Below are 12,474 nucleotides of genomic sequence, written 5' to 3'. Positions count from 1 at the left end.
CCGCCGAGCTAAGCCGAAATCGGCGATGTCCGCATCCGGGTTGTGACGTGGCCGTCCGGACCGCCTGGTGCAGCCGGTCAGGGCGCGAGGTTCGATCCGTCGCTTTCCAATCGCAGCCAGTCGTTGAACGGCAGCTGATAGGCGCGGTCGAAGACCTCGGCCTGGAGTTTGAAAGGCAGGCTGCTTTCGCTGTTCCACAGCATCACCACGCCTGTCTTCGTGGCGGGATCGAACATCATGGTGGAACGATAGCCGGTTACAGCCCCGCTATGGCCGACCAGGCGATGGCCCTTGTAGGTGAAGCTGCGCATGCCCAGACCGTAGCCTGGGTGTTCCAGCGAGCGGCCCAGGGGCGAGTTGCCATAGGGGCGGCCCGTATGGACGCGCGGGCGCTGGATATCCGCCAGAACCTTGGTCGGCAGGACGGCGGGCGCCTGTCCCATCTGCGCCTGCATCCACCGCGCCAGATCCACGACGTTGGAATTGACGCCCGCCGCGGCGGGCACCCGATAATAGGCGTCAAGCAGAGGCGCCGCCCGGCGGTTCCGCGACGGCCGCGCCCAGTGTTTGGCCGCCCGCAGCCCTTCCATGCCGATGGTCGTGCTGGTCATGCCCAGCGGCAGGAACAACCGCTGCCGAGCCTCCTCCGCATAAGGCCGATGCGTGGTCGTCTCCACGACCTCGCGGATCGTGTCATAGGCGATGTTCTGATAACTGTGGCAGGCGCCCGGCGCGCAGAGCAGTGGCACGGCCGCCAGGCTGGCCCGGATCTCCCGCGGGTCCCGTCCGCCTTCAAGCCAGCCGTCGTAGGCGTTCCTGGGCAAGCCTGTGCGCTGGGACAGCAGTTGCTCGACCGTCAGCGCGTTCTGGGCGTCGCCGGGCAGGCGCAGGCTGGTGCCGAACTTCCCCAGGGGATCGGCCAGCGAAAACACCCCGTCCTCGGCCAGGCGGGCGCTGAGCGTGCCGGCCACCGTCTTGGACAGCGACGCCCAACGAAAGATCGTGTCCGCGTCGACCTTCTCGCCGTCCTGCGGCGAGGTGAGGCCATAGCCCCGCACGAACGACAGCCGACCGTTCTCCACCACGGCGATCGCCAGGCCTTCCATGGTCCTATCGGCCATCATCGCCTGGATGCGGGCGTCCAGGGCGCGGTAGTCGATCGCGCCGCGCCAATCCTCGGGCTCGAGGGGCAGGATGATGGGCGGCGGCGGGGCGGCGGCCGTCTCGCTGATCTTCGGCGCTTGCGCGGGCCGCGACGCCGTCCAGCCGAGCGCGGCCAAGCCGGCCAGAAGGGGGACGGCCACGAGGGCGGCGACCGCCGCCACCCGCCAGCCGCGCCATCGACGGCCTTCAAGGTCGCCTTGCGGGGTTTTGTAGAACCTGGTCAGCCGTCTTCCCGCCGAAATCGTCGTCGCCGGACGCCGCGACGTCAGCGCGAGGTTGTCGTCGTTCGGCGTCGAATCCGCGTCGTGTGAAACATCAACGTCGTCTCCTACGCTTTTGCCGCGCGGCGACAAGGTTCAAGCTGAAAGTTCCGCGGCCCAACGCTTCGTGAAGACGAAGGCGATCAGATCACGCCAGCCCGCAACAGGTCGTGGACGTGGAGGATGCCGACCGGGCGGCTGTCTTCGACCACGAACAGCACGGTGATGCGCCGCTCATTCATCACCTTCAACGCTTCGGCCGCCAGGGCGCCGGGCGTGATGGTCAGCGGGGCGCGGGTCATGACCTCACCGGCCACGTGACCCATCAGCCCGTCCATGTGGCGACGCAGGTCGCCGTCGGTGATCAGGCCGCTGAGCGCCCCGTCGGGGGCGACCACGCCGACCGCGCCGAAGCGCTTTTCGCTCATCACCAGCAGCGCTTCGGGCATGGGGGCGTCTTCGCGGGTCAGGGGCAGTTCGCCCTGGCCGTGCATCAGGTCGCCGACCGTGCGCAGCATGGCGCCCAGCTTGCCGCCGGGGTGGAAAACGCGGAAGTCGCTGGCGGTGAAGCCGCGTCGCTCCAGCAGCGCCACGGCCAGGGCGTCGCCGAGGGCGATCTGCAGGGTGGTGGAGGTGGTCGGGGCGTTGACCTCCGCCGTGGCTTCCGGCGCGTCGGGCAGCAGCAGCAGGATGTCGGCGGCTCGGCCCAACTGGCTGTCGGCGACGGCGGTGATGGCGATCAGCGGGATCGAGAACCGCTTGGCGTAGGCCAGGCTGTCGGACAGCTCGCGCGCCTCGCCGGACTTGGAGAGGGCTAGCACCACGTCGCCCTGGCCGATCATGCCCAGGTCGCCGTGGCTGGCCTCGGCCGCGTGCACGAACATGGCCGGCGATCCGGTAGAGGCCAGGGTCGCGGCGATCTTGCGCGCCACGTGTCCCGACTTGCCGATGCCGGTGCAGACCACCCGGCCCTTGGCGTCGAACAGGGCCTCGACGGCGCGGACGAACGATTCGTCGAGGGACGCCGACAGCAGCGCCAGGGCCTGGGCCTCGGCGTTCAGGACCCGCTGGCCCACGACGATCGCGTCGAAGGCGCTCATGGCGCGGTCGTCGCCGCTTCGCGAGCGTCGCTCACCTGTTGGCGAACCTGTTGTTCGCGCAGGGCCGCGGCGTCCTTCTCGCGTTGGATCTTGATCCGCATTTCCGGCGTCTGCTGGATCGGGACCGAGCCGAACGGGCCTGGCGAGCGAGCGCCGTAGCCCTGCGGCCAGACGAGCGAAAACGCGATCAGGGCCAAGCCGATGAACGCCAGGAGGGGCATGAGGATGCGATCGGGCATGGCCTGCCTATAGCATGCCCCCCAGAGGAGAGAAGGGTGAGAGCGCGGCAAGAGAGGGGCCGGGCGCTTGACGCGGGGGCGGCCGGGGCTTAGCCCGCCCTCCGACACATCCTGGAGGTCCGATGCCCGTTCTCGTCCTGCTCCGCCACGGCCAGAGCCAATGGAATCTCGAAAACCGCTTCACCGGCTGGGTCGACGTCGACCTGACCGCCGAGGGCGAGGCCCAGGCCCGCAAGGGCGGCGAGCTGATCAAGGCCGCCGGCATCGACATCGACGAGGCCTTCACCTCCGTCCAGACGCGGGCCATCCGCACCTGCAACCTGGCGCTGGACGCGGCCAGCCAGAGCTTCGTCCCCGTCACCAAGGACTGGCGGTTGAACGAGCGGCACTACGGCGGTCTGACCGGGCTGAACAAGGCCGAGACCGCAGAGAAGCATGGCGAGGAACAGGTCACCATCTGGCGCCGGTCCTACGACATTCCCCCGCCGGAACTGGCCCCGGGCGGCGAGTACGACTTCGGCAAGGATCGCCGGTACGCGGGCAAGGATCTGCCCAGCACCGAGAGCCTGAAGACCACCCTGGTGCGCGTGCTGCCCTATTGGGAGGCGGCCATCGCGCCCAAGCTGACGGCCGGCGAAACGATCCTGGTGGCGGCGCACGGCAATTCGCTGCGCGCCATCGTCAAGCACCTGTTCAACGTGCCCGACGCCGACATCGTCCATGTCGAGATCCCGACCGGCAATCCGCTGGTCATCGATCTGGACGACGCCCTCAAGCCGACCGGCGCGCGCTACCTCGACGAAAGCCGCGCCCAGCCGCTGCCGGCGGCCCGCTGATCCGGCGTTTCGGGACGCCTGGACAAACCAGGTCCGGGCGTCCCGAAAGGCTTGGAAACGCAGCGTTAATGCGGGTTGGCGCATTGTGCTGGTCTAGCCCTTCGGGGAGTCGATACGAGCCGTCATGAACGCCCCTCCCGCGGCAGGCCAAGACCACAAGCGCCTGACGCAGCACGACGTCGACGTGATCTGCGCCAAGCATGACCGTCTGTGGTCGGCTCGGATGGGCGGCGCGCGCGCCGTTTTCGCCTTCTGCGACCTGTCGGGCCTGTCGGTGACGGGCCGCAATCTCTGCGACGCCGATTTCACCGGCGCCCTGATGGTCGGCTGCGACATGCGGCGCGCCAAGCTCGACAACGCCACCATGTACGGGGCGGACCTGCACGGCTCGGACCTGACCGACGCCTCGATGCGACGCTGCGATCTGCGCGGGTCCAGCCTGCGCGGCGCCAACCTGACCGGGGCCGACCTCTTCGAGGCCGATCTGCGCGAGGGCCAGATCGCCGCCGCCGACCGCAAGGAAGGCTATCGGGTCATCGAGCCGGTGCAGCGCGAGGCCCAGGCCCACGGCGCGATCCTGGCCGGCGCCAACCTCGAACGATCGCGCCTGTCGGGCATCATCGCCACCAAGGCCGACTTCAGCGACGCGATCCTCAAGGACGCCAAGCTGGTGCGGGCCAACCTCAAGCAGGCCAATTTCAACGGCGCCAACCTGGCCGGGGCGGACCTGTCGGGGGCCAATCTGTTCGGGGCCGACCTGCGCAACACGGTCCTGGTCGGGGCCAAGACGATGTCCTGGAACATCAACGACACCAACATGGACGGCGCCCTGACCGACAAGGCGTCGGGCAAGGACGTGTCCGACATGCCCTACGAGCAGATGATCGCGGATCACGCCCGCTGGTGCGAGACGGGCGGCGCCGAGGGCAAGCCTTCGGTGTTCGACAAGGCCGATCTGCGCAATCTGAAATCCGTGCGCGGCTTCAACCTGACAGCCCTTTCGGCCAAGGGGGCGGTCTTTTACGGGCTGGATATGGAAAGCGTGCAGATGCAGGGCGCGCAGCTGGAGGGCGCCGACCTGCGCTCCTGCAACCTGCGTCGGGCCGATCTGCGCGGCGCCCGGCTGAAGGGCGCCAAGTTGACCGGTTCCGACCTGCGCGAGGCCCAGCTGGGTCCGCTGCTGATCGGCCGCGAGCGCCTGCTGCCCAGCGACCTGACCGGAGCCTTGCTGACCAACGCCGATCTGGCCAGGGCCGACCTGCGCCAAGCCTGTTTGAACGGCGCGGACCTGTCGCGCGCGAATTTCACCAACGCGCTGCTCAAGGATGTCGACATCACGGGCGCCATTCGTCTGGGCGCCCGCGGCCTGGACGACGTGATCTAGCGCCCGGTAACGCTAACGACGAATTTTCGAAAGCGCTTCGCGAAAGTTGCGGCAAAACGGCGCGGCCTTAACGCTTCGCTTGTCGATCGCCGTTATGTCTCGACGGGAGCACGGGTTTCTCGGGGGAGTAGCGTAGAACATGAGCGCGGCGCAGGGCATTGCGGGACGGCGGCGACTTAGCCAGGCCGAGCTCGACATGATCGTGACCGCGCACGAGAAATTCGTCACGGGCAAGCAGGGCGGCAAGCGCGCTTCGCTGCGCTTCACGAACCTCTCGGGCCTGGACCTGTCCTTCCGCAATCTGGCCGACGCCGATTTCTCCGCCTCAATCCTGGACGGCTGCCGCATGGTCCGCACACGGTTGGAGCGGGCCAACCTGTTCGGCGCCGATCTGCGCAAGGCCGATCTGCGCCAGGCCGTTCTGGTGCGCGCCGATCTGCGCGGCGCCTGTCTGCGGGGCGCGAACCTGTCACAGGCCGATCTGACCCAGGCCGACTTCCGGGAAGGCCAGGTGGCCATACCGCATCCTCGCAAGGGCCTCGAAACCATCCGCCACGAGACTCGCAACGGCGAAGTCGACGAGGTCAACTTCTCGGGCGCGACGCTGGACGGCTCGCAATTCACCGGCGTCTCGGCCTTCAAGGCCGACTTCAGCGACTGCTCGCTACGCGGAGCCAAGCTGTCGGGGGCGAATCTCAAGGAAGCCAATCTGAGCGGGGCGATCCTGGACGGCGCCGACGTCAAGGGCGCCAACCTGGAAGGCGCCAACTTTACCGGCGCGGTCATGTCGGGCGTCGACACGTCCACCGCCCGCACCAGCGGCGCGGCGATGCAGGGCTGCCTGGCGGCGTCGACCGAAAGGGCGCTGTCGCGCGTCGAGGAAATCCACCGGCGCTGCCTGGCCAACGAGGCCTGGTGCAAGACCGGCGGCAAGGAAGGCGAACCCGCGCGGCTGGACGGCGAAGATCTGCGCCCGCTCGGCGACAGGCTCAAGGGCCTGCGGCTGACGGCGATGAGCGCCGCGGGCGCGTGCATGGTCGGCATCGACCTGTCCGGGACCCAGCTCCAGGGCGCCAATCTGCAAAACGCCGATCTGCGCATGGCGAACCTGCGCGGCGCCGACCTGCGGGGCGCCAAGCTGTCCGGCGCCAACCTGACCAAGGCCGACCTGCGACAGGCGTTCCTCTCGCCGTTGCCTCTGGGGCCCGAGCGCAAGACCCTGGTCAATCTGAAGGCCGCCCGTCTGCGGTACGCCCAGATGCAGGCGGCCGATCTCAGCGAGGCTGTGCTCGACGGCGCCGACCTGCGGGGCGCCGACTTCACCGGCGCGCGGTTGTCCAGGATCAGTCTGCGCGACTGCGACCTCAGCCAGGCGCAGGGCCTGGATTTCACGCCGGCCTAGAGCGCGGCCGAAGCGGATGAGCCGCTCCATCGCCGCCAGAAAAAAGGGCGGCGCATCTCAGCGCCGCCCTGAAAGTCATAGAGGGGAGATATGATAACGCGCGAAGGTGGTGTTAGGCTGCCTTCTCGCCTTCGACCTTGTCGCCTTCGATCAGGGGCGCGGCCGACTTGATCTTGATCGTGCGGGGCTTGAGGGCCTCGGGCAGCTCGCGCTTCAGCGAGATCGACAACAGGCCGTCCGACAGGGCCGCGTCGGTCACGACCACGTAGTCGGCCAGCTGGAAGCGGCGCTCGAAGTTGCGCTCGGCCAGGCCGCGATGGAGGTAGCGCTTGGCCTCGTCATTGGCCGGCTTGCGGCCGGTGACGGTGAGAAGGTTCTCCTTCACCTCGATGCCAAGCTCCTCCGGCTTGAAGCCGGCGACGGCGATCTCGATGCGGTACGCGTTCTCGGCGGTGCGCTCGATGTTGTAGGGGGGATAGCCCGAAGCGGCCTCGTTCGAGGCGGCGGAGTCCAGCAGGGCGGCCAGGCGGTCGAATCCGACGACGGAGCGATACAGGGGGGACAGGTCGATCGTACGCATGATGACATCCTTCTTTCACAGCAAGGTTGCTCAATAGGTTCAGACCTTTGGCGACCCTGGAAAGGCGTCGCCGGCGGTCTGGAAGGCCCGGGTTTCCAGCGCCTCCGAGACCAAGGTGGTGAGCCGTTTTTCGACTTCAAGGGGTTGAATGAGCGGCTTGACGGTGAATCGCTTGATCGTCGTTCGGCCACCGTTAAGGTCGGCTCGCCCGGCCCCCTGGCCAGCCTTGGAGAGCTCCGACGATGACTTGCCGCCGCCATCTCCTCCTGTTCGCCGCCGCGACGCTCTGTCTTTCCGCCTCGCCCGTGTTCGCCGCCGACGCGGCGTTGCGGGCGGCCATCGCCTCGCCTGACCGGACGCCGGCCAACGCGGCCCGCGACGGCGCCCGCCATCCCTACGAGAGCCTGACCTTCTGGGGGCTGAAGCCGCACCAGACCGTGGTCGAGGTGTCGCCGGGCGGCGGCTACTGGACCGAGATCCTGGCGCCCTACGCCAAGGCCACGGGCGGGGCCTATGTCGCGGGTCTGGCTGATCTGGCCAATCCGAAGATCTCGGACGGGGCCCGCAAGGGCAGGGCGAACTTTGAGATGCGCTTCCTGGATCCGGCCAAGTACGGGACCGTGCGGTTCGTGAACTTCGGGCCGGTCGCCGCGCCCTTGGGGGCGGCGGGGTCGGCCGATCTGGTCCTGACGGCGCGCAATGTCCACAACTGGACGGTCCAGCCGGGGGTGGCCGACAAGATCTTCGCCGACTTCTTCGCCGTGCTGAAACCGGGCGGGATCCTGGCGGTCGAGGACCACCGCGCCGATCCCAAGTCGGAAACCGACAAGGGCGCGGACGGTTATCTGGCGACGGCCACCGTGGTGGCCCTGGCGGAAAAGGCCGGCTTCAAGCTCGACGCCAAGTCCGAGATCAACGCCAATCCCAAGGACACCAAGGATCATCCGTTCGGTGTCTGGACCTTGCCGCCGACCAAGCAGACCGCGCCGAGCGGTCAGCCGGCCGATCCCAGTTTCGATCGTTCGAAATACGACGCCATCGGCGAGAGCGACCGCATGACGCTGCGCTTTCGCAAGCCGGGTTAAAACTTGACGGGTCAGAGGCGAAGTTTCGCCAAGGTCGGGTGCATGATCGGGGTTGTGAATTGATGGCGGGTGGCGGCATGGGTCCAGGACTTCGATGGTCGCGGCGGGGGCTGCTGGCGGGCGCGGCGGCGCTGAGCCTGGCGGGATGCGGCCGCAAGGCGGCCAAGCCTGACGCCAAGCCGGCGGCCAAGGCCGAACCGATGACCCTGAAGGCCGCGGCCGGGGGCGACTGGCGCACGCCCGCCGACAAGGCCCGCGACGTCTGGCGTCATCCCGTCGAGAGCCTGGAGTTCTGGGGCCTCAAGCCGGGCCAGACCGTGGTCGAGTTCTGGCCCGGTGCCGGCTGGTACACCGACATTCTCGCGCCGTACCTGGCCGCGACGGGCGGCAAGCTCTACGCCGCTTCGCTGCAGACCGACCTGCCGGACGACCCCAGCGCCAAGGCGGCCGTCGAGGCCTATCAGCGCAAGCTCGCCGACCACAAGAAGGTCTATGGCGAGGTCGTCGTTACGGCGTTCGGGCCGACCAGCGGCCCGGTGGCGCCGGCGGGTTCGGCCGATCTGGTGCTGTTCCTGCGCAACCTGCACAACTGGATGGCGGCGGGCCTGGCCGAGAAAGCCTTCCGCGAAGCCCTGGCCGTTCTCAAGCCGGGCGGCGTTCTGGGCGTCGAGGAGCATCGCGGCGAACCCGGGCGGGTGCAGGACGTGCTGGCCGCCGACGGCTATGTGCAACAGGCCTATGTGATCGAAATGGCCAAGGAGGCCGGCTTCGTCCTGGCGGGCGAAAGCGAGATCAACGCCAATCCCAAGGACACCAAGGATCACCCGTTCGGCGTCTGGACCTTGCCGCCCACCCGGCTGTCGGCGCCGCGCGGCGAGCCGGCCGAGCCCGGCTTCGACCACGCCAAGTACGACGCCATCGGCGAGAGCGACCGCATGACCCTCAAGTTCGTGAAGCCGAAATGAGCCCGAAAGGACGCGCCGTCGCTTCGGCCCTGATCTCTCTGACCCTAGCGTCGACGGTTCCGTTCGCGGCCAAGGCCGAGGCCGGCAAGGTCGCGCCCGCCACCAAGGTCTTCTCGTTCCTGGAGGCCTTCCTGAAAGTGCCGCCCGCCGAACGGTCCAGGATCAAGCTCAGCTACGCCCTCCTGCGCGAGGGCAAGCGGGCGACCGGCGTCAAGGCGACCTTGATCGAGGCCAACGGCGTCCGCACGCCGCTGCCGATCGATGGCGAGGGGCGTTTCGAACGCACGCCCACCTTGGCCCAGCTGCAGGCCAAGGCGCAGGTCAGCTTCGACGTTTCCGCCGACACGAAGCTCGGCTCGACCATGCTGCTCGATCCAGTGCTCAAGCCGGCGGTCGAGTACGATGCGCGGGAGCTGGTCGTCACGGTCGACGACTCCAACAGGGCCATTCGCAAGGCCGCCGGTCCCATGGCCATGATGGCGCCGCAGATGGACGGCCTGAAGTTCCTGACGGTCGATTCCGGCGTGGCGATCTTCCCCAACGGAAGCTCCAAGCCGCTGCCGGCCGGCGCCGAAGGCGTTGTCTTCGAGCCCGGCCAGTTCAAGGGCGCGTCCCGCGTCCGTTTGGCCAAAGCCCCGTCGGCCGTGGACTATTACGTCAAGAAGAAATAGCCGCCGGCGCGTCTGAACAGTGTTTACTCGCCGCGATCCAGCGGCCAGTCTGCCGCCCAGAATCCACGCGCCACAGAGGGAGAAGCGCTTATGGCTACGTTGCAGGAAATCACCGATCGCATCAAAGCCGCCGTCGGCGACGACAGCGGCCTGGGCAAGAGCCTGAAGTTCGATCTGAAGGAAACTGGCGTCATCCACATCGACGGCGGCTCGGTGACCAACGAGGACAAGCCGGCCGATCTGACCATGACCCTGTCGCTGGACGACCTGCTGGCCATCGGCGCCGGCTCGCTGGACCCGACCATGGCGGTGATGACCGGCAAGCTGAAGCTGTCGGACATGGGCACGGCCATGGCCCTGCAGTCGAAGATGGCGGCCCTCTTCGCGAAGATGCGCTGATCCATGGCGGATGCGGCGCCGCTGGTCTCGATTCCCGAGGCGCCCGTTCCCGATCATGGAAAGGCCGAATGGTTCAGCGGCGCGGACGGGGCGACCCTCCGCGCCGCTCTATTTTCGCCGCCCGAGGTCTCAAAGGGCGGCGAGGCGCGCGGCTCGGTGGTGGTCAGCCCCGGCCGCAGCGAGCCGATCGAGAAGTATTTCGAGGTCGTGCAGGACCTGCTGGACCGCGGCTTCGTCGTGCTGGTCCATGACTGGCGGGGGCAGGGGCTTTCGCACCGTGCTCTGCCCGATCGGCTGAAGGGCCACGCGGTCGGGTTCAAGGAATTCCTCGGCGACCACCAGGCGTTGCTGGCCGCGTTCGAGACGCGGCTGCCCAAGCCCTGGATCGCGGTCGGGCACTCGATGGGCGGCAGCCTGATCATGCTGGCCCTGGCCATGGGCGAGACCCGTTTCGCCGCGGCCGTGCTGTCGGCGCCGATGCTGGGTCTCAACACCGGCCGCAGGCCGGCGGGCGGGGCGAGGGCTCTGGCGTGGCTGATGAGCCGCTCGCGATACAAGGGCGACTACGTTCTGGGCGACGTGGGAGACCCGTTCGTCCAGAGCTTCCCCAAGGACGCCCTGACCCACGACGCCGCCCGCTACGCCCGCCACCGGGCCCAGATCAACGCCAATCCCGACATCGCCTTGGGCGGCATCACCTGGGGCTGGACCGACTTCGCCTTCTCGACCTGCGCTTTCCTACGGCGCACCCGGGGCGTCGAGGCCATATCGATCCCGGTGACCGTCGTCGGAGCGGGGGAGGACAGCCGTGTCCTGGTCGCCGACGAGAGGGCGATCGCCGGCCGCATGCCGAGGGGGCGCTATGTCGAGATCCCCGACGCCTTCCACGAGATCCTGATCGAGACCGACGACCGCCGGGCGAAGTTCTGGGCGGCGTTCGACGAAACGGTGGACCCGGTCGCTCCGCGATAATCCACAATCACCGCCGTCGTTCTCGGAACACGTCCTGGGATGATCGGCGTTGGAGGCGCGGCGCTACTTCGCCGACCGCCGCAACGACACCAGCGCCTCGTCCAGGCAGCGGCGGTCGCCGGAGATCACCATCTGGCCGCCGTTGGGACCGATCGGTTCGCCGCGCCAGTTGGCGACGATCCCGCCGGCGCCCTCGATCAGGGGAATGGCCGCCTCGATGTCCCAGGACTTCAGGCCGGCCTCGATGACCATGTCCATCTTGCCCATGGCGACCATGGCGTAGGCGTAGGCGTCGCAGCCCAGGCGGGCCAGCTTGGCGGCGGCGCGCACCTGGCGCCAGGCGCCCAGTTCAGCCCCGTCGAAACAGGCTTCGGGATCGGTGGTGGCGATGACGGCGTCGGTCAGGTCGGCGCATTCGCGCACCTGGATCGGCCGGCTATGGCCTCGCGACATCAGGCGCGAGCCGGCGGCCGAGCCGATGAAAATCTCGCCCGTATAGGGCTGGCCGATCGAGCCCAGCACCGGACGTCCCTGATGGCGCAGGCCGATCAGGGTGGTCCACAGCGGTAGGCCCGAGATGAAGGCGCGCGTGCCGTCGATCGGGTCCAGCACCCAGACGAACTCGGCGTCGGGCCGGTCTTCGCCGTACTCCTCGCCGATCACCCCGTGTTCGGGATAGCGTTCGGCGATCAGCTGGCGGATCGCCGCCTCGGCGCCGCGATCGGCTTCCGTCACCGGATCGAAGGCGGCGTGGCTGTCGCGCGGCAGGTTCTTGCCGGCGCCCTTGTCTTCCAACCCGTGGTCGGCCCGGAACAGCGGCAGGATCGCCGCCGCCGAAGCGCGGTTGAGGTCAACGACGAAGGCGTCGAGCTGAGCGAGGTGATCGGCGGCGAGGGTCATGGGCGAGGATTTAGCCCGCCCTTCGACTCGACGCCACCGTTCGCGATTTCTGAACCTAGGCTTCGATCGCCTCGCCGCCGTTCAGCGACTTGGCCAAGTCCAGCAGGCGCCGACGCGGACGCTCGCCCAGCAGGTAGTAGGCGCGGACTAGGTCCAGCGTCTCCTTGCGGGCGAACATCTCGCCGCCCTCGGCTTCGGCGTTGGCTTCCTTCGCCGCACGGTCCGACAGGCCGTCGTAGAAGTAGCCGACCGGGACCTCCAGCGCCTCGGACAGCTGCCAGAGGCGAGCGGCCGAGATGCGGTTGGCGCCGCATTCATATTTCTGGATCTGCTGGAAGCGCACCCCGACGGTGCCGGCCAGCTGTTGTTGAGTCAGGCCCAGGAGACGGCGGCGACGCCGCAATCGCTTGCCCAGATAGACATCAATGTCGTTGCCCATGATGACGCCCCGATTTCATGTTCCCGTCCCGAAACGGAACGGCCTGGGGTGACATCCGCAAGTCGCGTGCCGGGCGAA

General features: G+C 68.2%; 14 protein-coding genes. 8 read left to right on the top strand and 6 right to left on the bottom strand.

Features of this window, described 5'->3' with window-relative positions; translation table 11 throughout:
• Positions 1 to 77 precede the first annotated feature (77 nt).
• The 3 genes from ASD38_RS15505 to ASD38_RS15495 form a co-directional block, all read right to left on the bottom strand.
• Positions 78 to 1,304 (bottom strand): serine hydrolase domain-containing protein, encoded by a 1,227-nt coding sequence (locus ASD38_RS15505; protein WP_235523844.1) that lies wholly within the window; start codon positions 1,302 to 1,304, stop codon positions 78 to 80.
• Between the two features lie 263 nt (positions 1,305 to 1,567).
• Positions 1,568 to 2,524, bottom strand: coding sequence for a KpsF/GutQ family sugar-phosphate isomerase (locus ASD38_RS15500; protein ID WP_056461175.1), 957 nt, complete (start codon positions 2,522 to 2,524; stop codon positions 1,568 to 1,570).
• Entirely contained in the window at positions 2,521 to 2,763 is a 243-nt protein-coding gene (locus ASD38_RS15495) for a hypothetical protein (RefSeq protein ID WP_056445304.1), read from the bottom strand. Before ASD38_RS15495 ends, ASD38_RS15500 begins: the two co-directional genes overlap by 4 nt.
• Before the next feature lie 122 nt (positions 2,764 to 2,885).
• On the opposite strand from ASD38_RS15495, the gene gpmA reads away from it, so the two are divergent.
• The 3 genes from gpmA to ASD38_RS15480 all read left to right on the top strand — a co-directional run bounded on the left by gpmA (position 2,886) and on the right by ASD38_RS15480 (position 6,385).
• Positions 2,886 to 3,599 (top strand): 2,3-diphosphoglycerate-dependent phosphoglycerate mutase, encoded by a 714-nt coding sequence (gene gpmA / locus ASD38_RS15490; RefSeq protein WP_056445301.1) that lies wholly within the window; start codon positions 2,886 to 2,888, stop codon positions 3,597 to 3,599.
• 124 nt (positions 3,600 to 3,723) lie between these two features.
• A complete protein-coding gene (locus ASD38_RS15485) occupies positions 3,724 to 4,983 on the top strand; it encodes a pentapeptide repeat-containing protein (RefSeq protein WP_056445299.1) in 1,260 nt (419 codons plus the stop codon).
• Positions 4,984 to 5,122: 139 nt separating this feature from the next.
• Positions 5,123 to 6,385 carry a pentapeptide repeat-containing protein gene (locus ASD38_RS15480; RefSeq protein WP_056461172.1) on the top strand — a complete coding sequence of 421 codons (1,263 nt, stop codon included), beginning with the start codon at positions 5,123 to 5,125 and terminating at the stop codon, positions 6,383 to 6,385.
• Between the two features lie 112 nt (positions 6,386 to 6,497).
• Here ASD38_RS15480 and ASD38_RS15475 read toward each other — a convergent pair whose 3' ends face one another.
• On the bottom strand, positions 6,498 to 6,965 hold the full coding sequence (locus ASD38_RS15475; protein WP_056461169.1) for an Hsp20 family protein: 468 nt from the start codon (positions 6,963 to 6,965) through the stop codon (positions 6,498 to 6,500).
• 242 nt (positions 6,966 to 7,207) lie between these two features.
• Here ASD38_RS15475 and ASD38_RS15470 point away from each other — a divergent pair, with 242 nt between their 5' ends.
• The 5 genes from ASD38_RS15470 (at position 7,208) to ASD38_RS15450 (ending at position 11,057) form a co-directional block, all read left to right on the top strand.
• Entirely contained in the window at positions 7,208 to 8,050 is an 843-nt protein-coding gene (locus tag ASD38_RS15470; RefSeq protein ID WP_056461166.1) for a class I SAM-dependent methyltransferase, read from the top strand.
• Between the two features lie 77 nt (positions 8,051 to 8,127).
• The gene (locus ASD38_RS15465) at positions 8,128 to 9,015 is read left to right on the top strand and encodes a class I SAM-dependent methyltransferase (RefSeq protein WP_056461163.1); all 888 of its coding nucleotides are present in this window, start codon (positions 8,128 to 8,130) and stop codon (positions 9,013 to 9,015) included.
• Positions 9,012 to 9,686 (top strand): hypothetical protein, encoded by a 675-nt coding sequence (locus ASD38_RS15460; protein ID WP_056445285.1) that lies wholly within the window; start codon positions 9,012 to 9,014, stop codon positions 9,684 to 9,686. The genes ASD38_RS15465 and ASD38_RS15460 overlap by 4 nt, the downstream gene beginning before the upstream one ends.
• A gap of 90 nt (positions 9,687 to 9,776) precedes the next feature.
• Positions 9,777 to 10,085: an SCP2 sterol-binding domain-containing protein gene (locus ASD38_RS15455; protein ID WP_056445282.1), complete on the top strand. Its 309-nt coding sequence runs from the start codon at positions 9,777 to 9,779 to the stop codon at positions 10,083 to 10,085.
• A 3-nt stretch (positions 10,086 to 10,088) separates the two neighbouring features.
• The gene (locus tag ASD38_RS15450; RefSeq protein ID WP_056461160.1) at positions 10,089 to 11,057 is read left to right on the top strand and encodes an alpha/beta fold hydrolase; all 969 of its coding nucleotides are present in this window, start codon (positions 10,089 to 10,091) and stop codon (positions 11,055 to 11,057) included.
• Between the two features lie 63 nt (positions 11,058 to 11,120).
• Here the strand turns inward: ASD38_RS15450 and hisN are convergent, their stop codons facing one another.
• Positions 11,121 to 11,957, bottom strand: a complete 837-nt coding sequence (gene hisN / locus ASD38_RS15445; protein WP_056461157.1) for a histidinol-phosphatase — start codon at positions 11,955 to 11,957, stop codon at positions 11,121 to 11,123.
• Positions 11,958 to 12,012: 55 nt separating this feature from the next.
• A complete protein-coding gene (locus ASD38_RS15440) occupies positions 12,013 to 12,396 on the bottom strand; it encodes a helix-turn-helix domain-containing protein (RefSeq protein WP_056445273.1) in 384 nt (127 codons plus the stop codon).
• Positions 12,397 to 12,474: the final 78 nt, after the last annotated feature.

It is taken from the genome of Caulobacter sp. Root487D2Y (genome assembly GCF_001427165.1).
Classification (GTDB): domain Bacteria; phylum Pseudomonadota; class Alphaproteobacteria; order Caulobacterales; family Caulobacteraceae; genus Caulobacter.
The sequence above is the reverse complement of the archived record's forward strand: the minus strand, read 5'-3'. Positions and strand labels throughout refer to the sequence as shown.